Here is a 22,530-nt window from a genome sequence, read left to right on the forward strand (position 1 = left end):
TTCCCCTCGAGCCGACCAAGCTTCGTGAGGTGGACAAATCTGTTTCAAAGGAGAGAACCATGAGTGCACTGCGCAACATCATACTGGCCATGGTCGCGGCTTCCGCCGTGACTGCCTGTCAGTCGACCGAAATCCGCCGCTGCGAATGGAAGCCGAAGGATCCTCGTTATCTCGAGAGCAGCAACTGCTGCAACAAGAACGACCCGTCGAGCCCTTGCTACAAGAGCAGCGACCGGCCGGACCGTCCCGACAAGCCGAACGACCCGCGTCCCAACGATCCGATCCCGGGTTGATCGCGCCTGCGTCCGTGGCCGCCGCCGTTCGAACGAACGGCGGCTTTGCCGCGTCGAGCGCTGCCTGCGCGTGGCGCCTGGCCACGCTTTGCCCACAGGCCGCGAGCCGGCTTGACTTAACGCCCCCTTAAATCGCCGCATTTACTGTCCAACCGGAACGCCATTGGCATGGGGGCCGGACAAACAGGTATGGCGAACCGAAACGACAGACGCATCGAACCCCGCTTCGATGGACCGCGCGATGAGCCGGAGGACGACGTCTTTTCGGTGCGCGAGGAGGACCGTGTCGTGCCCAGCCGCCGCAAGACCCCGGCCCAGCGCAAATCGTCCAAGGCACGGTCGGCCCCGCGCGGCCGCTCGAAAAAACCCAGGCGCGGCATGTTCGGCATCTTCGGCCGGCTGGTCTACTGGGGCTTCGTGCTGTCCATCTGGGGCGGCATCGCCGCTGCCGGCATCGTCATATACTACGGCGCCAAGATGCCGAGTTCGACGACCTGGGCGATCCCCGACCGTTCGCCCAACATCAAGATCATCGGCGTCGACGGCAGGCTTGTCGCCAATCGCGGCATGACCGGAGGCGAGGCCGTCGGCCTGCACGAGATGTCGCCCTACATTCCGCAGGCGGTCATGGCGATCGAGGATCGCCGCTTCTATTCGCATTTCGGCTTCGATCCGATCGGCCTGGCGCGCGCGCTGTCGACCAGGGTCCTGCACGGCCGCTTCACCCAGGGCGGCTCGACGCTGACCCAGCAGCTCGCCAAGAACCTGTTCCTCAAGCCCGACCGCACGCTCGAGCGCAAGGTCCAGGAGGTGCTGCTGGCGCTGTGGCTGGAGCAGAAGCACACCAAGGACCAGATCCTCGAAATGTATCTCAACCGGGTCTATTTCGGCTCGGGATCTTACGGTGTCGAAGCTGCCTCGCGGCGCTATTTCGGCAAGTCCGCGCGCGATGTCACCTTGTCCGAGGCAGCCCTTCTGGCCGGCCTGCTCAAGGCGCCCTCGCGCCTGTCGCCGGCGCGCGATCCCAAGGCCGCGGAGGCCCGCGCCCAGCTCGTTCTGGGGGCAATGCGCGGCGAAGGCATGATCGGCGAGAAGGAGCTGAAGACGGCGATGAGCGCGCCGGCCACGCGCGCCGCCTCGTTCTGGACCGGTTCGGAAAACTACGTCGCCGACCGCGTCATGGAGGAACTGCCCGGCCTGATCGGCGAGGTGCGCTCCGACATCATCGTCGACACCACCGTCGACATGACCTTGCAGGACCTCGCCGAGAAATCTATCCGCCGGCTGATCGACGAAAGCGGCCAGAAGCTCAATGTCAGCCAGGGTGCATTGGTGTCGATCGACAACTCGGGCGCCGTCCGCGCCATGGTCGGCGGCTACGACTATTCGACCAGCCAATTCGATCGTGCCTCCGAGGCGCGCCGCCAGCCGGGATCGGCCTTCAAGCCGTTCGTCTACATGGCAGCGCTCGAACAGGGCCGCACGCCCGACAGCATGCGCAACGATGCGCCGATCAAGATCGGCAAGTGGACGCCGGAAAACTACAACGGCAAATATTATGGCCGGGTGACGCTGAAGACGGCGCTGGCGAAGTCGCTGAATTCGGTGGCGGCGCAGCTTGCGATGGAGGTCGGCCCCAACGCGGTCGTCGAGGCGGCGCATCGCATGGGCATCGAATCCGACCTCCAGCCCAATGTCTCGATCTCGCTCGGCACCTCCGAGGTCACGCCGCTGGAGCTGACGGCGGCCTATGTGCCGTTCGCCAATGGCGGCTACCGCCCCGAGGTGCACATGATCCGCCGTGTCACCACGACCGACGGCAACGTGCTCTACGAGAACACGGCTGGCGGCGGCCCGCGCGTCATCAGCCCCGAAGTGGTCGGCATGATGAACGCGATGATGACGGGCGCGGTAGAGGAGGGCACGGCCAAGAAGGCAGCCTTCGCATGGCCGGCGGCGGGCAAGACCGGCACCAGCCAGAATTCGCGCGACGCCTGGTTCGTCGGCTATACCGCCAACCTGACCACCGGCGTGTGGTTCGGCAACGACGACGGCAAGCCGATGAAGAAGGTCACCGGCGGCGCGCTGCCGGCGCTGGCCTGGCATGAGTTCATGGTCGCTGCGCACGAAGGCGTTCCGGTGGCCGCTTTGCCGGGCTACTGGACGCCGCAGCCCGCGGCCCCCGTTGTCGCCGTCGAGGACCAGCCATTCGACGAGAACACCTTTCCGGCAGCACCCCAGCCCGTCCGTCAGCAGGTAGGCGACGCCGGCGGCATGGCGCAGGAGCCGACGGCGTCGATCCGCCGCCCGGTGCCGCCCGCCGACGTCGGTGGCCCCGTCCAGCGCCGCGAGACGTCCATCCTCGACGTCATCATGGGCAACTAGACCTCGGCAGTCCGCCTGCTTGTGAAAGGTCCCTGTCCCCTCGGCGCGGCCGGACTCGAGCCATAGTGTTGCCCGAATGCTTCAGGTCGGGGGAAACCCGCCAGGGTTGTGGCCTGCCATGCACTCATCTTATTACGAATCTCTAATTTAGAGATGTATGTTGCCTCATCGAATCTCAGGCGAGGGGCCATCCGTGAAGACCTTTTTATCGAGCGTCTGCCTTGCAGCGCTGACCACATCCGCTTTTGCCGCAGATGCCTTGGCGCCGGTCGACGAGACCGTCGTCCGCCAGGTCTCCGGCTATGGTGAAATCTACGGCGGCGGCGTGTGGTTCGACGAATTCGACGAGGGTGACATCTGGGCCTATGGCGGCGCCGCGCGCGTCAACGTGCCCTTCGCCGAACGCTGGAACGCACAGGGCGATCTCACCGTCGATGCCATCGATATCGAAGGCAACAGGCTGCACAGCATCGGCGGTGCCCTGCATCTCAACTGGCGCGATCCGGCATCCTATGCCGTTGGCGGCTTCGCCGAGGTCAAGACATATGGCTTGCCCGACGGTGGCCCCGACCAGGACATCTGGGACTGGAAGGTCGGTCCGGAGGCCCAGGCCTATTACGGCAACGTCACCATTTACGGTCAGGCCTACTACGGTGGGCTTGAAGTTGACGGGATCCCCGTCGACGTCGATCTGATGGGTATTCGCGGCGTGGCGCGCTACTTTGCGCAGGACAATTTGCGCTTCGACGCCGAGCTTGGCTTCCACAGGGTCAATCTCACTCAGGGCGGCACGGATGCGGATCTCGACGTCGTCGCATTGGCGCTGCAGGCAACCTACCGTTTCACCGACACCCCATGGTCGGTCTTCGGTCGCTACCAGTATGAAAACGTCTCCATATCGGAGGCATCGGACAGCCTGGACCTGCACAAGTTCTCGGTCGGCCTGCGCGCCAGCTTCGGCAGCGGCACGCTGCTCGACGAGGACCGCAACGGCGCCACGATGGACACCTACCGGCCGAATTTCGTCCTGCCCTTCGTCGGCGGCTGACCTACGGCCTGAGACAAAGAAAAGAAGCCGCGCAGGCGACTGCGCGGCGTTTTCGATTGGCTTGACTGTACGCCGGTCAGGCCGCGGCAGGCGGCGTCTCGGGCGTGGGCGTGTTCGCCGGCGAGGCGCTTGTCATCACCTGCTCCACGATGCCGCGGGCGATCTCGCGTTCGCCCATGATCACCTTGTCGGCGCCGAGGCCGGTGAGGTGGTCGACCTCGGCGTCGGAATGGGCGCGCGCGATGATGACCATCTCGGGATTGGCCGTCTTGGCCTTGAGGATGATCTGCCCGGCTTCGAACGCGTTCGGGATCGCCAGGATCAGCCGTTTGGCGCCGGCGGCATTGGCGGAGGCGAACACCTCGCCTTTCACCGCATTGCCGGCAACCGTCTCGATGCCTTCGGACTTGAGTTTGGCGATCGTCTTGTCGGCGTCCTCGATGACCAGGAACTCGATCCCGGCGGCCTTGAGCGACTGGCCGACGAGCGAGCCGACGCGGCCGTAGCCGATCAGGATCGTGTGGCCGGTCATCTTGGTCGGCGGCGGCGGCGCGTCCTCATCGTCCTTCAGCGGCACGGCTGTTATGGTTGCGACCTCGCCGGGTTCGGTCGCGGGGCCGATGGGAACGGCCTCGACTGTTTCCGGCACATTGCCGGCGCGCTTTTCGAGCCATGGCTTGAGCCGAGCCGCGCCGGCGAAGGCCAGCGGGTTGAGCACGATCGACAGAATCGCGCCGGCAAGGATCAGGTCGCGCCCCTGCTCGGGCAGGAGGTCGAGGCTGACGCCGAGACCGGCCAGCATGAAGGAGAACTCGCCGATCTGGGCCAGGCTCGCCGAAATGATGAGCGCCGTTGCGATCGGGTAGCCGAAGGCGATGACGATCAGGAAGGCGGCGACCGATTTGCCGATCAGGATGATGAACAGCGTGCCGAGGATCGGCCAGGTGTTGCTGAGCAGGCTGGTCGGGTCGAACAGCATGCCGACCGAGACGAAGAACAGCACCGAGAACGCGTCGCGCAAAGGCAGCGTCTCTTCGGCTGCCTGGTGGCTGAGTTCGGACTCGCTCATCACCATGCCGGCGAAGAAGGCGCCGAGCGCCAGCGACACGCCGAACAGCTTGGCGGCACCGAAAGCGACGCCGAGCGCGATGGCCAGCACTGACAGGCGGAACAGCTCGCGCGATCCGGTATGGGCGACGTAGTGCAGCAGCCAGGGGATGATGCGGCGGCCGACGACCATCATCAGCACGACGAAGGCCACGACCTTGGCGAGCGTGATGCCGAGCACGCCCCACACGCCGACGTCGAAGCGCAAGGCCAGGATATTGGGCGATTGCGTTGCCGCCTGCTGCTCGCCGCCGAGCACGCCGGCCAGCGCCGGCAGCAGCACCAGCGCCAGCACCATGGCGAGGTCCTCGACGATCAGCCAGCCGACGGCGATGCGGCCGCGCTCGGTCTCAATCATGCGCCGCTCCTGCAGCGCGCGCAGCAGCACTACCGTCGAGGCGACCGACAGGGCCAGGCCGAAGACGAGGCCCGCGCCCAGCGACCAGCCGAGCATCCAGGAAAGGCCGACGCCAAGCACGGTGGCAAAGGAAATCTGCACCACCGCGCCGGGCACCGCGATGGCGCGCACCGATAACAGGTCCTTGAGCGAGAAATGCAGGCCGACGCCGAACATCAGCAGGATGACGCCGATCTCGGCGAGTTCCAGCGCCAGTTCCTGGTCGGCGACGAAACCGGGCGTATTCGGTCCGACCAGCACGCCGGCGATCAGATATCCGACGAGCGGAGGCACCTTGAAGCGGTTGGCGAGCGCGCCGAAGATGAATGCCAGCCCCAGACCGGCGACGATAGTTGCGATGAGGGGCGTGTCATGCGGCATTGTCCCGGCGGCACCTTTCGGAAAGTCAATATTGTGTGGGGTGCGGCGGTGAAATCCGCTGCATTTCCAATATGGTGGACCGGGGTGAACCTGCGCAACCCTATACGACCAAGAAACTGCGCCCGCGCCGAAAAAAATGCCGGCAGTCGCTGCCGGCACAGGTCGTCTGGTTGCTGGGCAACTACTTTCGCGGGTCAGGCCGCCATCAGGATCGTCTCGATGTCGGCGACGCTGTGATTGGTCAGCGTCTTCGGAATCTCGGCCGAGATGCGTTGGTCCACTTCCTTGTGCAGCTTCTTGCGCAATTCGCCCAGCACCAGCGGCGGCGCCACCAGCACGATCTCCCGGAAATCGCCGGCATGGGCAAACTTGTAGAGCCGCTGCGCGATCTCGTCGGCGAAGCGCTCCTTGGCGACCCTGTGCCAGTCGGTATCGTCGACCGCGCTGCGGTGGATCGACGGGCCGTCGCTGTAGCGGCCGGGGCGATCGCTGCCCTGTTCGCGCGTCGGCGGGTTTTCCTGCTCCATTTCGCGCACGACCTCGAGATCCGGATATTTGGTATCGCCCCGGTTCTTCAGGAACAGCGCCTTTTCGCCATCCGCCACCAGCACCCAGATCCCGTGCTTCAGATTGATGTGCGTCATCTCGTGCTCCTTCTTGTCCGCATTGCACTGACATGGGAACGCGAGGGCGACGCCACGGTTCCGGATGACGGTCGAAGGGTGCCCGCGCGTAATTCTACTAATTTGGTAGATATTAGGAAAAACGCGTTTCGGAACGTCATCGTCTTCGCGCCGGCAAGCATGGCCCACTGGCGGCCCATCGGGGCAGCACCAGGCCTGCGGACCCCGTGAATGCGCGCGATTGTCGGCCTCGTCGGGTCAGCCAGGCTTCCAACGGCCGCAGCGGCGATGAAGCGGATGGAATTACCCCGGTAGCGTCGCGGCGGAATATTTTTCTCCTCAGGCTGGGGCGAGGGCAAAAGCGATTGCCTCCCATCTCGGGGCGCGCGAGTGCGTTTCTTCTGCAGCGCAGCAATGGCGGCTAGAAATGACGGGTATTCCGGAAACCCTCGCGTCATGACCCAAGCCGCTGCCAAGTTGAACGCCTTCCCGATCTTCCTCAAGGTCGAAGGCGAAGCCGTGGTCATCGTCGGCGGCGGCGACGAGGCACTGGCCAAGGCGCGGCTGCTCGGCCAGTCGAGCGCCGAGATCCGCATCATCGCCGATCATGTCGAGCCGCAGCTCCGTGACTGGATTGCCGCCAACGGCGCCACCCGCATCCACGCCGCCTACGACGCCTCGCTGATCGGGCCCGCCGTCATGGTCTTTGCGGCCACCGGCAACGAAGCGCTCGATCGCCGCATTTCCGCGGACGCACGCGAACTGGGCATCGTCGTCAATGCCGTCGACCGTCCCGAGCTCTGCGATTTCTTCACCCCTGCGCTGGTCAACCGTGCGCCGGTTGCGGTCGCCATCGGCACCGAAGGGGCAGGGCCTGTCCTCGCCCAGATGATCCGCGCCCGCGTCGACCGCATGCTGTCGCCGCAGCTCGGCGCGCTGGCCACGCTGGGTGCCGGCTTCCGCGACGCCGTCGAGCGTATCCTGCCCAAGGGCAGTGCCCGCCGTGGCTTCTGGCGCGAGTTCTTCGAAGGCGCGCCAGCGCGGACGCTGGACAGCGGCACCCTTGCTCAGGCCCATGACGCGGCAACCGAACTGCTGCTGCAGAAGGGGTCGATCAAGGGCCATGTCGCGCTCGTCGGTGGCGGCCCCGGCGCCGAGGATTTGCTGACACTGCGTGCTCACCGCCTGCTGATGGAGGCCGATGTCATCGTCCACGATGCGCTGGTGCCCGAGGCCGTGGTATCGATGGGCCGCCGCGACGCCGAACGCCTTCCGGTCGGCAAGCGCAAGGGCTGCCATTCCAAGACGCAATCCGAGATCAACGATCTGCTGGTCGAGCTGGCCCAGGCCGGCAGGCGCGTGGTGCGCCTCAAGTCCGGCGATCCACTGGTCTTCGGCCGTGCTGGCGAAGAGATGCAGGCGATGCGCGATGCCGGCGTGTCCTACGAGGTCGTGCCTGGCGTCACGTCGGCCTTTGCCGCCGCCGCCGATTTCGAGCTGCCGCTGACGCTGCGCGGCGTCACTTCCTCGATGGTCTTCACCACCGGCCATGATCTCAAGGGCGGCTCGCTGCCCGACTGGGCCAAGCTCGCCATCTCGGGCGCCACCGTCGCCGTCTACATGGGCCGCTCGGTGGCTGCCGATGTCGCCGGCCGGCTCATCGACGCCGGGCTGTCGCCCGACACTGCGGTTGCCGTCGTCGAGAACGCCAGCCTGAAGAACCGCCGCCGTTTCCACGGCACGCTTGCCGACCTGCCGTCGCTCGAAGCGCGCAGCGACCTCGACGGACCTGTCATGACCATCATCGGCGACGCCGTCGCCGGCGCCAATTTCGAACTTTCCGAGCCGTTGGCGGCACACAGGCACGAACAGGCCGCGCGCGCGGCGCTCGAAGGAAGCAGGGCATGAAGATTCTGACCGCCAACCGGCTGACTGACGGCGAGGCCGTGTGGTTCGCGGCCGACGGCACCTGGGCCGAGACCATCGACGTTGCCGAGACCGTCGACGACAAGGCGGGCGAAGCCCGCCTCGAGGCGATCGGCAAGGCCGCCCACGACAACAACGAGGTGGTCGACGTCAATCTGATCGATGTGTCGCTGGTCGGCGGCACGATCCATCCGCTGCGGCTGCGCGAGGTGATCCGCGCCGCCGGCCCGACCAACCGCCTTGACCTTGGCAAGCAGGCCCGGCCCTCGGCCGGCGCCGCCTGAAGATAGACCGGAAGACGACCATGTACCGCTATGACGAGTTCGACCATGATTTCGTGAAGGCCCGCGTCGCTGATTTCAGCGACCAGGTCGAGCGCCGCCTTGCCGGCGAGATCACCGAGGACCAGTTCCGGCCGCTGCGCCTGATGAACGGTGTCTATCTCCAGCTCCACGCCTACATGCTGCGCATCGCCGTGCCCTACGGCACGCTGAGCTCGAAGCAGATGCGCATGCTCGGTCACGTCGCCCGCAAGTACGACAAGGGCTATGGCCACTTCACCACGCGTCAGAACATCCAGTTCAACTGGCCGGCCCTGTCCGACATTCCGGCGATCCTGGCCGACCTCGCCTCGGTCGAGATGCACGCCATCCAGACCTCGGGCAATTGCATCCGCAACGTCACGGCCGACCACTTTGCCGGCGCAGCCGCCGACGAGGCCGCCGATCCGCGGCCCTATGCGGAAATCCTCAGGCAGTGGTCCTCGGTGCATCCCGAATTCTCCTACCTGCCGCGCAAGTTCAAGATCGCGGTGACCGGCGCCGAGCGCGACCGCGCCGCCATCCAGACCCACGACATCGGCCTGCATCTGAAGAAGAACGACAAGGGCGAGCTCGGCTTCGCCGTCTATATCGGCGGCGGTCAGGGCCGCACGCCGATGGTTGCCAAGAAGATTCGCGACTTCCTGCCGGAACAGCACCTTCTGTCCTACACCACCGCGATCCTGCGCGTGTACAATCTCCATGGCCGCCGCGACAACAAGTACAAGGCGCGCATCAAGATCCTGGTCCACGAGACCGGCGTCGACGAGATCATCCGACAGGTCGAGCATGAGTGGCAGGCGCTGAAGGACGGCGAGCTCAAGCTGCCCGAGGCCGATGTCGCGGCGATCCAGTCCTACTTCGCGCCGCCGCCGCTGGCTGCGCGGCCCGAGGGCGACGAGGCCGTCAAGCTGGCCAGGCTCGATTCCAAGAGCTTCGGCGACTGGGTCGACCAGAACGTCTTCACCCACCGCAATCCCGACTACGCCGCCGTCACGATCTCGCTCAAGGGCATCGGCGAAGTCCCGGGCGATGCCACCGACAGCCAGATGGAGGCCGTCGCCGACATCGCCGAGAAATACGGTTTCGACGAAATTCGTGTCAGCCACGAGCAGAACCTGATCCTGCCGCATGTCGCCCGCACCGACCTGAAGGCGGTCTACGACGCGCTGGTGGCGATCGACCTCGCCACCGCGAATTCGAACCTGATCAGCGACATCATCGCCTGCCCGGGCCTCGACTATTGCGCGCTGGCCAATGCCCGTTCGATCCCGGTGGCGCAGGAAATCTCAAAGCGCTTCGCCTCACTGGAGCGCCAGCGCGACATCGGCGAGCTGAAGCTCAAGATCTCGGGCTGCATCAACGCCTGCGGCCACCACCATGTCGGCCACATCGGCATCCTGGGGGTGGAAAAGAAGGGTGCGGAGCTCTATCAGGTGACGCTCGGCGGTTCGGCCGACGAGCACACCTCGGTCGGCGAGATCATCGGCCGCGGCTTCGGCCCGGAAGAGATCACCGACGCCATCGAGACGATCGTCGAGACCTATCTTGCCATCCGGCTCGACCGGTCGGAAAAGTTCCTCGACACCTATCGCCGCATCGGCCCCGCGCCGTTCAAGGAGGCGCTTTATGCTAGCGAAGCCAAGGCAGCCTGACGGAGACGTCGAAGCGCAGGTTCTGGCCGAGGCCGCATCGCTCGATGCGCTGTATGGAAACCTGTCGCCCCTGGAGATCATCGAGCGCACGGCCGGCGACCGCTTTGCCGGCGAAATTGCTGCTGTTTCCTCGTTTGGCGCGGATTCGGCGGTGCTGCTGCACCTGATCGCCGAAGTTGATCGCAACCTGCCGGTGATCTTTCTCGATACGGGCAAGCATTTCGGCGAAACGCTCGACTATCGCGATGCGCTGGCCGCCGATTTCGGCCTGACCGACATCAGGGTCATCACGCCCGACGAGGCGGCCCTGGCCCGCATCGACCCGACTGGCAATCTGCACCAGACCAGCACCGACGCCTGCTGCGACGTGCGCAAGGTCGAGCCGATGGCACGCGGCGTCGAGCCGTTCAGGGCCTGGTTTACCGGCCGCAAGCGGTTCCAGGCGTCGACCCGCGCCGCCTTGCCGGTGATCGAGCAGATCGGTCCGCGCTTCCGCATCAATCCGCTGGCGCGCTGGACGACGTCGGATCTCGCCGATTACATGCGCAAGCATGCCCTGCGCGAAAACCCGCTGGTCGCCTACGGCTACCTGTCGATCGGCTGTTTCCCGTGCACCCAGCCGGTCAAGCCCGGCGACGATGCCCGCAGCGGACGCTGGGCCGGCCAGGGCAAGACCGAATGTGGTATACATCTCTCCGGCCTCGAACATTCGCTGACCGACGCATCCCTTTAGGAAATTTGCATATGACCGAAGCGACAGCCGAGAGTAGGACCCGCCTGTGGACCCCCGAGGGTTTCCGCGACGATGGCTGGGTACATGCCGAGGATGCCGGTGCCTTGGCCGGCAACCGTCGCGTGATCCTGCCACTGCCCGCTTTCCTCGAACTCGATCCCGAGCAGCGAGAGGCCGCCAGGGAGCGTCTCGGCGTGCTGCTGCAGCCGGGCGATCAGCTGGACTCGATCGTCGATCTGCTCGACCAGCTGTCGCTGGTGGCGCTTGCCTTTCCGGCCTTCAACGACGGTCGCTCCTTTTCCAAGGCTCAGCTGCTGCGCAGCCGCCATGGTTTTGAAGGTGCCGTTCGCGCGACCGGACAGGTGCTGATCGACCAGCTGCCGCACATGCTGCGGGTCGGCTTCAATGAGTTCGAGGTTTCGCATCCGGTGCTGCTGAAGCGGCTGGAAGCCGGGCAGGTGGGCGGCTTGCCGCTGCACTACCAGCCTGCGGCAAAGCCCGCGGGCCAGGGCGCCGGCTATTCATGGCGGCGGGTGCCGGCCAAGGCCTGATCTGCCGCTTGGCCTGACTTACCGCTTGGCCCCTGATCTACCGCTTGGGTTGAGGCTGTCGCCGCTCGGCGGTCTCCAGCTTGTCGAGCAGGCCGCGCAGCCTCTGCGGCAGGTCGTCTTCGGTCTGGAATGCGGGCAACGCTTCCAGGACGCGCAGGTTGCTCTCCGTGGCGAGTTCGCTTCGGATGTTTGTCGCCAGTCTGGCCGCTGTCTTGGTGATGCGTCTGCTCGGCATGGCAAAGGACCTGTTCTTTCTCGGCAAAACTCCTGCCAGATGCAAATGGTTCCCAACCCGATCCCCGCCATGGCAATGGTCCGCCGGTATGGTAAAACTTGAATTAACGTTGAAGCATCGGACCTTGTCCGGCCGTCGCGAGTGGCGGCGAAAGCCGCGGCATCGTGCGCCGGCGACCCTTGCCCCTTGATTTTTGGGCACCGAACCTCGATATCGGGCGCAACTTCCAACGTATCTGAACAACGGGAATTGGCGATGAGCGACCAGGCAAAAGACGAACGCACGCTCGATGAGACGGCGGCTGTCGAGGCCCAGGCCGAAAAGATCGAGGGCGGCATCGATGGCGACTACGAAGCCGTCGTGCGGCTGCTGAAAGAAAACGAGGAACTGAAGGACCGCAACCTGCGCACGGTGGCGGAAATGGAGAACCTGCGCCGCCGCACCGCGCGCGACGTGCAGGATGCCCGCGCCTATTCGGTGGCCAATTTCGCCCGCGACATGCTTTCGGTGTCCGACAATCTGCGCCGCGCCATCGAGGCGGTGTCCGACGAGGCCAAGGCTGCCGGCGGCGCCGGACTTGCCAGCCTCATCGAAGGCGTCGAGGTGACCGAGCGCTCCATGCTCTCGGCGCTCGAGCGCCATGGCGTGCGCAAGCTCGACCCGCAGGGCGAGAAGTTCGATCCCAACTTCCACCAGGCGATGTTCGAGGTGCCCAATCCCGACGTGCCGGCCAACACGGTCGTGCAGGTCGTGCAGTCCGGCTACACCATCGGCGACCGCGTGCTGCGCCCGGCCATGGTCGGCGTCGCCAAGGGCGGTCCCAAGCATGTCGGCGAGACCCCTGCCGAGCCCGGCCCGGTCAACGAACAGGCCGAGAAGGACGCGTAAGCGGCGAATGGCGAATAGGGAGTAGCGAATAGGAAATTGGCGGCTATTCTGCCGGTAAATCCGGGGGATGCCATGGCCTCTTTCTATTCGCTGATCACCACGCCCTATTCGCTTTCCGCATGAATCCGCTGCTCTATCTCGATTACGCCGGCGTGGCGGTGTTTGCCGCCACCGGCGCGCTTGCCGCCTCGCGCAAGGAGCTCGATGTCATCGGCTTCCTGTTCCTGGCGAGCTTCACCGGCATCGGCGGCGGCACCGTGCGCGACGTCATCCTCGGCCTGCCGGTGTTCTGGGTGGTCAACCCGGCCTATGTCCTGGTCTGCGCCGCGGTCGCGGTGCTCGTCTTCTTCACCGCCCATCTCGTTGAATCCCGCTACAAGCTGCTGCTCTGGCTCGATGCCCTGGGCATGGCCGCCTATGCCGCCATCGGCGCGGCCAAGGGCCTGGAAGCCACGGGTTCGCCGACGGTGGCCGTCATCATGGGCATGCTGACCGCCACTTTCGGCGGCATCCTGCGCGACCTGCTTGCCGGCGAGCCGTCGGTCCTGCTCAAGCCCGAGATCTATGTCTCGGCCGCGATGGTCGGTGCCGGCATCTACACGCTGGCCGAACTGGCCGAACTGCCGCCCGCGGTCTCGGCCGTCGTTGCCTTCGTCGCCGCCTTCATGGTGCGCGGCGGGGCGCTGAAATTCGGCTGGACCTTTCCCGCCTACCGCAGCCGCCCCGGCCGGAGGCCGGAAGACATTCCCTGAGCCGCCAACCTATATACCTGTCAGGAAAGCCGGTCTTACGTGGTCTCGGCAAGGCAGAGGACAGAAACGATGCAGCATCGGATAGTGGTCGTCGGCGCCGGATTCGGCGGACTGGAAGTCGTCAAGGATCTGGCCGGCGCGTCCGTCAGCATCACCTTCATCGACCGTCGCAACCATCATCTTTTCCAGCCGTTGCTCTACCAGGTGGCGACCGCTTCGCTGGCGACTTCGGAGATTGCGTGGCCGATCCGCTCGCTGGTCAGCGACAGGCCCGAGGTCACCACGGTTTTGGCGACGGTGACCGGCGTCGATGCCGGGCGGCGCAGCGTGCTGCTCCAGGACGGTCAGGCGGTGCCCTATGACACGCTGGTGCTGGCGACCGGTGCGCGCCACGCTTATTTCGGCCATGACGAGTGGGAGCCCTTCGCCCTTGGCCTGAAGACGCTCGAGGATGCCACGACGATCAGGCGGCGCATCCTTCTGGCCTTCGAGCAGGCCGAGCGGGAGACCGATCCTCTGAGGCAGGCGGCATTGCTGACCTTCGTCATCGTCGGTGCCGGCCCCACCGGGGTGGAAATGGCCGGAACGATCACCGAGCTGGCGCGCGACACGCTGCCGCGCGAGTTCCGCAACATCGACACGGCCAGGGCCCGTGTCGTGCTGATCGAGGCCGGGCCGCGCGTGCTCGCAGGCTTCCCTGACGAGCTCTCTGACTATGCGCTGCGTTCGTTGCGCAAGCTCGGCGTCGAGGTCGAGCTTGGACGCGCGGTTTCCGACTGCACCGCCGACGGCGTCACCTATGGCGACGTCAGGCTGCCGACGAAGACGATCATCTGGGCCGCAGGGGTGCGCGCCTCGCCGGCGGCCGAGTGGCTGGGCGGGCCTGCCGACAGGGCAGGGCGGCTCGAGGTGATGCCCGACCTGACGGTCCCGGGCCATCCCGAGATATTTGCCGTCGGCGATACGGTGACCGTGGCGGGCCCGAACGGCAAGCCGGTGCCGGGCATCGCGCCGGCGGCCAAGCAGGAGGGCAAGCACGTCGCCGCCATCATCAAGGCACGGCTGGCCGGCAAGGTCGAAGCGATGCCGTTCCGCTACAGCCACCAGGGCAGCCTCGCCCAGATCGGCAAGCGGCGCGCGGTGATCGACTTCGGCCGCATCAGGCTGCGCGGCGCGCTGGCGTGGTGGCTATGGGGTGCTGCCCATATCTACTTCCTGATCGGCTCGCGCGCCCGGCTCAGCGTGGCGATCAACTGGCTCTGGATCCATGCCCGCAACCAGCGCAGCGCGCGGCTGATCACCCAAGGCGATGCGGCGGAACAGTCGCTGGGCAGACAGGCCGAGCCGCCGGTTTCGGGCAGGATGGGGTAAAGCCTGCGCGGCCGGCGCAAGCCGGCTCTATGTTTCGGCGAAGGCGGCGAGGTTTTCGAGGGACGAGGCGATCCCCTCGCGATGGTCGTCCTCGCCGATTCCCGCCGGCACGTCCTCGCAGCTGACGCTGACCAGCGTGCCGCCATCGACCGGTGCAAGCGTGGTCACGATCCGCATCGTCCCGGCAAAGGCGGGATCGTCCGATTCGAACCCGACAAGTTCGACCACTCGCTTGTCGGGCACCAGTTCGGCGAAGCGGCCCTCGAACACGTCGGCGTTGTCGCTGGTCTTGCCGTGCGAACCGGCCTCCTCGTAGATGAAGGCCATGCGGAAGCTGCCGCCCTCGCGCGCATCGAAGGCCAGGACTTCCCCCCGCATGCCTTTTGGCGGGCGCCAGCTGGCCACAGCCTCCGGCTCCACCAGCGCGCGGTAGATGACCGAGGGCGCAGCCTTGATGAGGCGCGACCCGGTGTCGGTGCGTCTGGTCTGCTCCGTGCTTGCCATGCGCTTCTCCGCCCCGTCCCGCTGTCTGATCAGCCCGCCCCTTGCCGTGCCTTGGCCAGGCTCTTCGGTGCTTGCATCAGCCAGGCGCGTTCGAGACGGGTCCGCAACTGGTCGGGCGGGATGTCGTGGACGCGCACCAGCACGACCGGCCAGCCCTTGTAGTGGGCGGTTTCGAAATAGAGATGCGGGTCTGCCTCCATCAGCATCTCCTTCTCCTCCAGCGCGCACATCACCGCAGCCGTGTCGGCGTCCTTGACGCGGCAGAGGAATTTCTTGCGGACGTGAAGCGACGGCGTGCCGTAGGAGGTGCCCTCGACGACCTCCGCCAGCCCTTCGGCTGCTTGTCGCAGCTTGTCGAAGGCGGGCTGGAGGTCTTCAGCCACCGCCTACGCCGCGAAACGCTGCGTTTCGCCGCCGTAATAGTTGATGTAGCGGGTGCCGATTTCCTTGACCGGCATGACGACGAAGACGTCTACGGTGCCGAAGTCGTGGTCGATCACGCAGCCATCGCCGATCTTGGCGCCGACGCGCAGGTAGCCCTTGACCAGCGGCGGCATGGCCGTGATCGCCGCCTTGGCATTGACCGCCTCGATCGGCATCAGGTCCATCTCGCAATAACGGCCTGCCACCGCCCGCACATCCCAGTCGGCGCTGGTACGGCAGTGGTGGGCGAGATAGGTCAGCGCTTCGGCATGTGCCGCCGGTATCGTGCCGTGGAACGAGGCACAGCCGGTCATGACGTCGATGTCGTAGCGGTTGAGATAGGCCCAGATGCCCTGCCACAGCGCCTCGATGGTCCGCTTGGAGCGGTATTCCGGCAGCACGCAGGAGCGTCCGAGTTCCAGGAAGCGCTGGCCCGGGTGCCGGGCGATCAGCTTGTTGAGCTCGAACTCGTCGTCCGAATAGAAGCCGCCGGCTTCCGTCGCGCGCTCCTGGCGCAGCAGGCGGTAGGTGCCGACGATGCGGCGATGCTCGGGGCCGGCAATCGAGGTGTCGAAGACCAGCAGATGGTCGCAGATGTCGTCGAACCGGTCGGCGTCGCGGCGGTCGATCGAGTGCAGGGCCTGCTTCCTCGCGCCGAGCTCGTCGAAGAACACGCGGTAGCGCACTTCCTGGGCGGCGGCGATCTCTGATTCGTTGCGCGCGAGGCGAACCTCGAGCGTTCCGATCCGTCCAAGCGGCGCTTCGGGCAACAGGGGTTTGGAAGGCACGGTCACCTTGGCGCCATTGGCTTTCTGAGTGTCACTGTCCGGCAAGGCTGTATGCACGGGTGATTCTCCTTCGAGCCATCCCTCCTGGCGCGGGGATACGGTGTCGGTGCTACAGGATTGTGACAGTATCGTGATCGACCCGCCCGGGCAAGGCTTGGTCGGTCGGCAACACAGTCTAGCCGGCTAGGAAAATCAGTCGGTTGCAGTTTAGGCCGCTGCCCGTTGCTCGACGAGATTGATCAGCACGTCGGGATCGAGCGGCTTGGTGACGAAGCCGCTGGCACCGTGGGCAAGCACGGCATGGCGGGTTTTTTCCTGGCTGTCGGCGGACAGAACCATGATCGGCACCGCAGCCAGGCCATGTTGTTCTTCGTGCCTGCGGATGGCCGAGATCGCGTCCAGCCCGTCCATTACCGGCATGTGCATGTCCATCAGCACGACGTCGTAGCGGCGCTTGCGGGCGGCCCCCGTCACGGCTTCGACGGCGGCCTTGCCGTTGTTGACGACATCGACTCGGTGCCCCGCCTTCAGCAATGCGGCGCGGGCCAGCATGGCGTTGATCTCGTTGTCTTCGGCGATCAGCACCGACAGGCCCTGCAGGTGACGGCTCGCGGCCGGCTTTGCCGCGGCGTGGCGGCTCGCCGGCTGCGGCTGCAGGCCATTCTGCTTCGCCAGCAGCACGCGCAGCAGCGTTTCGGCGCGCACCGGCCTGGCGAGGAAGGTCGAGTAACCGCTGGCGCGCAATTCGCCCAGCAGGCCTCGGTCGGTCGGTGCGATCAGCGTCACCGCCTCGCTTGCCGCAAAGCCGTTTTCGCGCAACTGCCTGAGCACCCGGCCGTCGTTTTCTTCCATCGCCGCGTCGACCAGGATCGCATTGCAGCCATCGGCGATGGCTGCCGCCTGCTCAGGGGTGACGACGACATTGGCCTGGCCGCCATGGGCGCGGATGGTATCGGCGATCGCTTCGGCCTCGGTGGTATTCCGGGACAGGATCACGGCGCAGCGGCCGGCCAGGATGTCGGTTTTCGTCGGCGTGCCGTCGGTGGCGCCATAGGCCGGCAGGTCGAAGAAGAACTCCGAGCCCTCGCCGGGCATGCTCCGCGCGGCGATCGTGCCGCCCATCGAGTTCACCAGGCGCTTGGAGATGGCGAGGCCGAGGCCCGCGCCGCCATGCGAGCGGGTCGAGGTGCCGTCGGCCTGCTCGAACTCTTCGAAGATGCGCTCCATGTCTTCGGCGCGCAGGCCGGCGCCGGTGTCGGTGACGGTGAAGCGGATCCTGCCGGGGTGATCGTCGCCGGTACGCTCGACCGTCAGGCGTACGCCGCCCGCGTCGGTGAACTTGATGGCGTTGCCGATCAGGTTGAGCAGCACCTGGCGCACGCGGCCGGGATCGGCGGTGATCATCTGCGGCACGTTGGGCGCGACGTGGCAGCCGAGGCCGATGCCCTTGCCGAATGCGCGCGCGGCCAACAACTCGATCACATTGTCGGCGATTTCGCGCGGCGACATCGGCTGGGGCTCGGGGTCGAAACGGCCGGCCTCGATCTTGGAGTAGTCGAGCAGGTCCTCGATCAGCGCCAGCAGGGCGCTTGCCGAGGTCGAGACAGCACCGACATAGGTGCGCTGTTCCGGCGACAGCTCGGTGTCGTGCAGCAGCTTGGCCATGCCCATGATGCCGTTCATCGGCGTGCGGATCTCATGGCTGACGGTGGCGAGGAAGCGCGACTTGGCCTGGCTCGCATATTCGGCCCGCTCGCGCGCGCTGATCAGCGCCGTTTCTGCACGCTTGCGGGCGGTGATGTCGCGGGCGATGGCGCGGTGCGACACCGCGTTGCTGTTCTTGTCGCGCACCGACAGTTCGATCCACGAGAACCAGCGCACCATGCCCGCCGAGCGGATGCCGACATCGGTCGAGCTCAGGCATTCGCCGTCCGAGAAGGCCGCGTCCGGCACCACGCCGACGTCGACGCCGATTTCAGACAGTGTGCGGCCGGCGAGATCGCGCTGATCCTGCCCGACGAGATCGGCGAACACCTTGTTGGCATAGACGATGCGCCCGTCGCGGTCGCGGTGCACGACCAGGTCGCCCAGCGCGTCGATGAGGCCGCGGAAGCGCTCTTCGCTTTCCTGCAGCTCCCACATGCGGTCGGCGAGGTTTTCGATCTCGGCGCGGCTGCGCGAGGCGCTTTCGGTGATCGCTTCCGCGGCGCGTTCGCGCTCGCCCAGGCTGCGGGCGAGCAGCACCAGGCCGCTGAGCCCGGCTGCAAACAGGCCGAGGCTGATGAAGGTGGGCGCGCCAGTCAGGTGAGAGAGGCCGGCAAGCACGAGAACGGCCACCAGCGTGACGAAATAGAGGCCGCGCGGCGGCTCCTTTGGCAGTTCCGGCGCCAGCGCTGGCGGTGTGATGATACGACGGTGCGACGTTGCTGGGCCGGCCCCGATATCGGCGCCACCTTGTGTCGTCTTTCCTTCCGCTGTTTCGGATTCCGTCGTCATGGCGGAATCATAGCGCGGAGAGCTTAGGGAAGATTTTGGCGGATAGTTCGAATTTTAGCGGTCGCGCGCTTTTGGGGTCGGGACCGTGCGAACTACTGGACGTAGCTCTTGTAGACGTAGCCGCGCTTGCCGTTGAAAACGATTTCGCACCATTGGGTGCACGAAACCACCTCGACGGCGGTCTTAGCAGGAATGACGCCCAGAACCGCGCCGCCTTTCTGGGGCTTGGCGCGCATGTTCACCGACCGCTTGACCGTGCCGCCGCGCGTGCCTTCGCTGGTCTTGATCTCGGCCTGGAGCGCCTTGACGGCGGAAGTCTCGCCCGGATCGGTCTTGGCCAGCGCGAGCGGTGCGGTTTCGCTAAGATCTTTTGCGATCACCTTTTCGGCGCCGGGAATGGCCGGCATCGCTTCGAGCGGCTGGGTTGCGCCTGCGGCCACGACCTGCGCCCAGCGCGGATCGGCGGCCAGCGGCATGTCGGACGCTTCCGATGCGGAAGCTTCGGAGACCAGGATCGAACTGCGCGAGGTGGCGACCCGCTCCTTGCGGCCGGTCGGCTCGGCGGTGATGGTGGTGATCTTTTCCCGTGCCGGTTCGGCGGCGGCCTGCTGGACCTCTTGCTGAACCGCGTCGGCGGAGTGCTGGCCCATATGCGGCAGGATGAACAGCGCCGATACGGCGGTTATGCTCATCAGCGCGGTCATGGCAAGGACGCCGCAGACCAGGCCACGGTTGGGCGCATTCTCGCGCCACGAGGCTGGCTCGGTCTTTGTGAACATCATAGCGGAGCGCGGCTGATTCGCTGCGCCCAACCCGAAGGGCATTTTCACAAGCAACTCTCCACTCAGGCCCCAAGCGCTCGCAATATCGAGCGTCCCCACCTGTCGTTTCGACCCGCAAATCTTCGCCACGTGGCCGCAAGACAGTTTAGGCGGTGCCTTTCGGCACGTCCGCCGAACGCACCATGATCACCGATTGTGGCAGAGCTTGGACCCGATTGCGACCATCGTCAAAAAATTCTTAACCGCTAAATGAAGTCTCTGGGAAATTCCGTCTAACTTCACGCCGCGATAACAGAACGTAAGACAACTTGATTCGCCCCGAGGCCGGCCCGGCGTTGCCGGTGAAGGCCTGGACTATTCGTCGGACGTGGCCGTCGGACGCCGACTGCGCCGCCAGCCCAGGAACTCGTCCAGAACCACGAGTGCCGCGCCGAGCGAGATGAAAACGTCGGCAAGATTGAAGATGGCGAACGACCACACCGGCGTGTGGAACAGGATGTAGTCGATGACGTGGCCGTAGACGGTGCGGTCGATCAGATTGCCGAGCGCGCCGCCGACGATCAGCGCGAAGCCGAAGCGCGATATGGTCTGCTCCGGGGTCGTGCGGACAGCCAGGTAGCTCACGAAGGCGATGACGATGCCGGTCAGCACGATCAGGCCGGTGTCGCCGACATTCGAGAACATCGAGAATGCGATCCCGGTGTTGTAGGTGCGGTAGAGCGCCAGGAACGGCAGCACGTCGACCTTCTCCTGCATGACCAGGTTGGCTTCGACGAGCACCTTGATCCACTGGTCGATGGCGACGGCGATGACCGTCACGAGCCCGTAGAATGCGGCTGGCTTCACACGATGCTCCTAAAGCTTCAGGGCGTTGCGCCGGATCTCGAACAGCATGACCCCGGTGGCGACCGCCAGGTTGAGCGAATCGGCACGGCCCGCCTGCGGGATGCGCAGCAGCCTGTCGCAGGCGTTTGCCAAATTGTCCGGCAGCCCTTGCTGTTCGTTGCCCATCATCAGCAGGACCGGGCGGCTGCCGAAATCGACGGATCGGTAATCGACCGCGCCTTTGAGGTGGGTGCCGGCGACGGTCCCGGGGAATTCCTTGCGCCAGGCGAGGAAGGCTTCGGGGGTGGTCTTGGCGACGGGAACGGCGAAGATCGAGCCCATGGTCGCGCGCACGGTCTCAAGCGAGAACGGGTCGGTGGTTTCGCCGACCAGGATCACGCCCTTGGCGCCGACGGCATCGACGGTGCGGATGACCGTGCCGAGATTTCCCGGATCGCGAACCCGGTCGAGCGCCACCCAGACGTCGTCGCTCTTCGGGCGGATGTCCTTGAGCGGCACGAAGCGCTGGGTGAATACGCCGACCACGGCTTGCGGATTGTCGCGGCGGGTGATCGCCGTCAGGACCTTTTCCGAGACTTCGAGCACGTCGCCACCGGAAGCCACCGTGCGCGCCGCGACCTTCTCGATGGCCGGATTGCCGAGCCCGGTCTTGGCGAAGATCAGCGTCTTGATCGTCCAGCCGAGGTCGAGCGCGTCGATGACAAGCTTCAGGCCTTCGGCCATGAAGGCGTTCTGCTGGTCGCGGAATTTCTTCAGCGCCAGCGCCTTGATGTCCTTGACCAGCGGGTTGGCCAGGCTGGTCACTTCCTTGACGCGGCCAGGCGCCCCGGTGCGGTGTTCGCTCATTGGGCTACCCAGCGTGAGAAAAGCGATGTCGAAAGTGCGCGTCCCGCTGATTTCTCGCGGATGACGAGTTCGCCCGATTCGATGGTGCCGCCCATGCCGGCGAAGGTGTCGCGCATCAGCGCATGGATGGCGAAGAACGAGGCGCGGATCGAATAGGCGGTCAGCACCACGGCCAGCGGCTTCGGTGTCAGGATCGACCGGCAGATGTCGGTCATTGCCGGCAGGCTCTCGAACAGTTGCCAGACCTCGCCCTTGGGGCCACGGCCATAGGCCGGGGGATCGAACAGTATGATGTCGTAGCGGCTGCCGCGGCGCTCCTCGCGCTCGACGAATTTCATCGCGTCCTCGCAGATCCAGCGGATCGGCTTGGTAGCGAGGCCGGCCATCTCCTGGTTCTCGCGCGCCCAGCCGATGGCCTTCTTGGAGGCGTCGACATGGGTGACCTCGGCGCCGGCGCGTGCGGCGACCAGCGAGGCGAGGCCTGTGTAGCCGAACAGGTTGAGCACCTTGACCGGGCGCTTGGCGTTTTCGATCAACCGGGCCATGTGGTCCCAGTGGGTCGCCTGCTCGGGAAAGACGCCGACATGGCGGAACGAGGTGAAACGGCCCTGGTAGTGCAAGCCGTCATGGCGCATCGGCCAGGTCTCGCCGAGTGGTTCCTTGGGGAAACGCCAGCGGCCAAGGCCTTCTTCGTCGGTGTCGCCGGTGAAGATGGCGTCGACGCGATCCCAGTCCCTGGCCGGCAGCGCGCGCTGCCAGATCGCCTGGCCTTCGGGCCGGACGATGCGGTAGGGGCCATATTGTTCGAGCTTCTGGCCGTCGCCGCTGTCCAAAAGGGCGTAATCGTCGTTGGGCGCCACCTCGAGGATCAGCGGCAGGCGCTCGGCCGGAAGCGCGCCTTCCCGGCGCACCAGCTTGCGCGGCTCGGCCTTCGGCTCCGCCTGGTGGTCCTGGCGCGGTGCAGGTCGCTGCGGTTCCGGCTTGCGTTCCTGTGGCCGCTCGACGCGGTCGCGTGCCTGCACGGGAGCAGCGCCGCCCTTGCGGGGTGGCTGCGGGCGGCTGTCGCGGCGTTTGTCACGCGGGTGCTTCAAGGAACGGCGTCTCCGGATGGTTGGCCGCTTTTGACACAGGGTACCGCCCACCGCAACCGGACGGGCTGTCGCGCGCCCGGAGGGGCTGA

General features: G+C 65.9%; 22 protein-coding genes. 11 read left to right on the plus strand and 11 right to left on the minus strand.

Annotation, left to right across the window (positions count from 1 at the left end; genetic code table 11):
- Positions 1 to 59: 59 nt before the first annotated feature.
- The 3 genes from ASC75_RS23320 to ASC75_RS23330 all read left to right on the plus strand — a co-directional run bounded on the left by ASC75_RS23320 (position 60) and on the right by ASC75_RS23330 (position 3,726).
- The gene (locus ASC75_RS23320; protein ID WP_055981271.1) at positions 60 to 293 is read left to right on the plus strand and encodes a hypothetical protein; all 234 of its coding nucleotides are present in this window, start codon (positions 60 to 62) and stop codon (positions 291 to 293) included.
- 189 nt (positions 294 to 482) lie between these two features.
- Positions 483 to 2,678, plus strand: coding sequence for a transglycosylase domain-containing protein (locus ASC75_RS23325; RefSeq protein WP_055981273.1), 2,196 nt, complete (start codon positions 483 to 485; stop codon positions 2,676 to 2,678).
- A 193-nt stretch (positions 2,679 to 2,871) separates the two neighbouring features.
- The gene (locus tag ASC75_RS23330; RefSeq protein WP_156381372.1) at positions 2,872 to 3,726 is read left to right on the plus strand and encodes a hypothetical protein; all 855 of its coding nucleotides are present in this window, start codon (positions 2,872 to 2,874) and stop codon (positions 3,724 to 3,726) included.
- A 76-nt stretch (positions 3,727 to 3,802) separates the two neighbouring features.
- On the opposite strand, the gene ybaL is transcribed toward ASC75_RS23330, so the two are convergent.
- Both ybaL and ASC75_RS23340 read right to left on the minus strand, forming a co-directional pair.
- Positions 3,803 to 5,611, minus strand: coding sequence for a YbaL family putative K(+) efflux transporter (ybaL, locus tag ASC75_RS23335; RefSeq protein ID WP_055981280.1), 1,809 nt, complete (start codon positions 5,609 to 5,611; stop codon positions 3,803 to 3,805).
- Positions 5,612 to 5,805: 194 nt separating this feature from the next.
- On the minus strand, positions 5,806 to 6,255 hold the full coding sequence (locus tag ASC75_RS23340) for a host attachment family protein (RefSeq protein ID WP_055981283.1): 450 nt from the start codon (positions 6,253 to 6,255) through the stop codon (positions 5,806 to 5,808).
- A gap of 435 nt (positions 6,256 to 6,690) precedes the next feature.
- On the opposite strand from ASC75_RS23340, the gene cysG reads away from it, so the two are divergent.
- Genes cysG through ASC75_RS23365 form a run of 5 tightly spaced genes read left to right on the plus strand, consistent with a single transcriptional unit; the run spans position 6,691 to position 11,419 of the window.
- Complete coding sequence (cysG, locus tag ASC75_RS23345) at positions 6,691 to 8,142, plus strand: siroheme synthase CysG (protein ID WP_055981287.1); 1,452 nt, start codon at positions 6,691 to 6,693, stop codon at positions 8,140 to 8,142.
- Positions 8,139 to 8,444 (plus strand): DUF2849 domain-containing protein, encoded by a 306-nt coding sequence (locus ASC75_RS23350; RefSeq protein WP_055981290.1) that lies wholly within the window; start codon positions 8,139 to 8,141, stop codon positions 8,442 to 8,444. The genes cysG and ASC75_RS23350 overlap by 4 nt, the downstream gene beginning before the upstream one ends.
- A gap of 20 nt (positions 8,445 to 8,464) precedes the next feature.
- On the plus strand, positions 8,465 to 10,135 hold the full coding sequence (locus ASC75_RS23355) for a nitrite/sulfite reductase (RefSeq protein WP_055981292.1): 1,671 nt from the start codon (positions 8,465 to 8,467) through the stop codon (positions 10,133 to 10,135).
- A complete protein-coding gene (locus ASC75_RS23360; RefSeq protein WP_055981698.1) occupies positions 10,110 to 10,868 on the plus strand; it encodes a phosphoadenylyl-sulfate reductase in 759 nt (252 codons plus the stop codon). Before ASC75_RS23355 ends, ASC75_RS23360 begins: the two co-directional genes overlap by 26 nt.
- Before the next feature lie 11 nt (positions 10,869 to 10,879).
- Positions 10,880 to 11,419, plus strand: a complete 540-nt coding sequence (locus ASC75_RS23365; protein ID WP_055981302.1) for a DUF934 domain-containing protein — start codon at positions 10,880 to 10,882, stop codon at positions 11,417 to 11,419.
- 37 nt (positions 11,420 to 11,456) lie between these two features.
- On the opposite strand, the gene ASC75_RS23370 is transcribed toward ASC75_RS23365, so the two are convergent.
- Positions 11,457 to 11,654: a hypothetical protein gene (locus tag ASC75_RS23370; RefSeq protein WP_055981305.1), complete on the minus strand. Its 198-nt coding sequence runs from the start codon at positions 11,652 to 11,654 to the stop codon at positions 11,457 to 11,459.
- Positions 11,655 to 11,864: 210 nt separating this feature from the next.
- Between ASC75_RS23370 and grpE the strand changes: the two genes are divergently transcribed.
- The 3 genes from grpE to ASC75_RS23385 all read left to right on the plus strand — a co-directional run bounded on the left by grpE (position 11,865) and on the right by ASC75_RS23385 (position 14,665).
- Positions 11,865 to 12,542, plus strand: a complete 678-nt coding sequence (gene grpE / locus ASC75_RS23375; protein ID WP_280137975.1) for a nucleotide exchange factor GrpE — start codon at positions 11,865 to 11,867, stop codon at positions 12,540 to 12,542.
- A 119-nt stretch (positions 12,543 to 12,661) separates the two neighbouring features.
- On the plus strand, positions 12,662 to 13,294 hold the full coding sequence (locus ASC75_RS23380) for a trimeric intracellular cation channel family protein (protein WP_055981311.1): 633 nt from the start codon (positions 12,662 to 12,664) through the stop codon (positions 13,292 to 13,294).
- Positions 13,295 to 13,363: 69 nt separating this feature from the next.
- The gene (locus ASC75_RS23385) at positions 13,364 to 14,665 is read left to right on the plus strand and encodes an NAD(P)/FAD-dependent oxidoreductase (RefSeq protein WP_055981314.1); all 1,302 of its coding nucleotides are present in this window, start codon (positions 13,364 to 13,366) and stop codon (positions 14,663 to 14,665) included.
- A 27-nt stretch (positions 14,666 to 14,692) separates the two neighbouring features.
- Here the strand turns inward: ASC75_RS23385 and ASC75_RS23390 are convergent, their stop codons facing one another.
- From ASC75_RS23390 to ASC75_RS23425, 8 genes are all read right to left on the minus strand, one after another.
- Complete coding sequence (locus ASC75_RS23390; protein WP_055981316.1) at positions 14,693 to 15,169, minus strand: SRPBCC family protein; 477 nt, start codon at positions 15,167 to 15,169, stop codon at positions 14,693 to 14,695.
- Between the two features lie 29 nt (positions 15,170 to 15,198).
- Complete coding sequence (locus ASC75_RS23395; RefSeq protein WP_055981318.1) at positions 15,199 to 15,552, minus strand: MmcQ/YjbR family DNA-binding protein; 354 nt, start codon at positions 15,550 to 15,552, stop codon at positions 15,199 to 15,201.
- A 3-nt stretch (positions 15,553 to 15,555) separates the two neighbouring features.
- Positions 15,556 to 16,437 carry a GNAT family N-acetyltransferase gene (locus ASC75_RS23400; protein ID WP_055981321.1) on the minus strand — a complete coding sequence of 294 codons (882 nt, stop codon included), beginning with the start codon at positions 16,435 to 16,437 and terminating at the stop codon, positions 15,556 to 15,558.
- Positions 16,438 to 16,587: 150 nt separating this feature from the next.
- Positions 16,588 to 18,876, minus strand: coding sequence for an ATP-binding protein (locus ASC75_RS23405; RefSeq protein WP_082496729.1), 2,289 nt, complete (start codon positions 18,874 to 18,876; stop codon positions 16,588 to 16,590).
- A gap of 92 nt (positions 18,877 to 18,968) precedes the next feature.
- Positions 18,969 to 19,658, minus strand: a complete 690-nt coding sequence (locus ASC75_RS23410) for an SH3 domain-containing protein (protein ID WP_055981324.1) — start codon at positions 19,656 to 19,658, stop codon at positions 18,969 to 18,971.
- 354 nt (positions 19,659 to 20,012) lie between these two features.
- The gene (gene lspA / locus ASC75_RS23415; protein ID WP_055981327.1) at positions 20,013 to 20,504 is read right to left on the minus strand and encodes a signal peptidase II; all 492 of its coding nucleotides are present in this window, start codon (positions 20,502 to 20,504) and stop codon (positions 20,013 to 20,015) included.
- A 9-nt stretch (positions 20,505 to 20,513) separates the two neighbouring features.
- A complete protein-coding gene (locus tag ASC75_RS23420; protein ID WP_055981329.1) occupies positions 20,514 to 21,350 on the minus strand; it encodes an RNA methyltransferase in 837 nt (278 codons plus the stop codon).
- Positions 21,347 to 22,441 (minus strand): class I SAM-dependent rRNA methyltransferase, encoded by a 1,095-nt coding sequence (locus tag ASC75_RS23425; RefSeq protein ID WP_055981332.1) that lies wholly within the window; start codon positions 22,439 to 22,441, stop codon positions 21,347 to 21,349. Before ASC75_RS23425 ends, ASC75_RS23420 begins: the two co-directional genes overlap by 4 nt.
- Positions 22,442 to 22,530: the final 89 nt, after the last annotated feature.

The sequence above is a fragment of the Aminobacter sp. DSM 101952 genome, from assembly GCF_001424795.1.
Classification (GTDB): Bacteria; Pseudomonadota; Alphaproteobacteria; order Rhizobiales; family Rhizobiaceae; genus Aminobacter; species Aminobacter aganoensis.

Bases quoted from the DNA above. Each gene is read 5' to 3' on its own strand.
- ASC75_RS23380 (WP_055981311.1), top strand. From the start codon at position 12,662: ATGAATCCGCTGCTCTATCTCGATTACGCCGGCGTGGCGGTGTTTGCC.
- ASC75_RS23370 (WP_055981305.1), bottom strand. From the start codon at position 11,654: ATGCCGAGCAGACGCATCACCAAGACAGCGGCCAGACTGGCGACAAAC.
- ASC75_RS23385 (WP_055981314.1), top strand. From the start codon at position 13,364: ATGCAGCATCGGATAGTGGTCGTCGGCGCCGGATTCGGCGGACTGGAA.
- ASC75_RS23325 (WP_055981273.1), top strand. From the start codon at position 483: ATGGCGAACCGAAACGACAGACGCATCGAACCCCGCTTCGATGGACCG.
- ASC75_RS23350 (WP_055981290.1), top strand. From the start codon at position 8,139: ATGAAGATTCTGACCGCCAACCGGCTGACTGACGGCGAGGCCGTGTGG.
- ASC75_RS23420 (WP_055981329.1), bottom strand. From the start codon at position 21,350: ATGAGCGAACACCGCACCGGGGCGCCTGGCCGCGTCAAGGAAGTGACC.
- ybaL (WP_055981280.1), bottom strand. From the start codon at position 5,611: ATGCCGCATGACACGCCCCTCATCGCAACTATCGTCGCCGGTCTGGGG.
- ASC75_RS23405 (WP_082496729.1), bottom strand. From the start codon at position 18,876: ATGACGACGGAATCCGAAACAGCGGAAGGAAAGACGACACAAGGTGGC.
- ASC75_RS23410 (WP_055981324.1), bottom strand. From the start codon at position 19,658: ATGATGTTCACAAAGACCGAGCCAGCCTCGTGGCGCGAGAATGCGCCC.
- ASC75_RS23390 (WP_055981316.1), bottom strand. From the start codon at position 15,169: ATGGCAAGCACGGAGCAGACCAGACGCACCGACACCGGGTCGCGCCTC.
- ASC75_RS23340 (WP_055981283.1), bottom strand. From the start codon at position 6,255: ATGACGCACATCAATCTGAAGCACGGGATCTGGGTGCTGGTGGCGGAT.
- ASC75_RS23355 (WP_055981292.1), top strand. From the start codon at position 8,465: ATGTACCGCTATGACGAGTTCGACCATGATTTCGTGAAGGCCCGCGTC.
- ASC75_RS23360 (WP_055981698.1), top strand. From the start codon at position 10,110: ATGCTAGCGAAGCCAAGGCAGCCTGACGGAGACGTCGAAGCGCAGGTT.
- ASC75_RS23320 (WP_055981271.1), top strand. From the start codon at position 60: ATGAGTGCACTGCGCAACATCATACTGGCCATGGTCGCGGCTTCCGCC.
- cysG (WP_055981287.1), top strand. From the start codon at position 6,691: ATGACCCAAGCCGCTGCCAAGTTGAACGCCTTCCCGATCTTCCTCAAG.
- ASC75_RS23365 (WP_055981302.1), top strand. From the start codon at position 10,880: ATGACCGAAGCGACAGCCGAGAGTAGGACCCGCCTGTGGACCCCCGAG.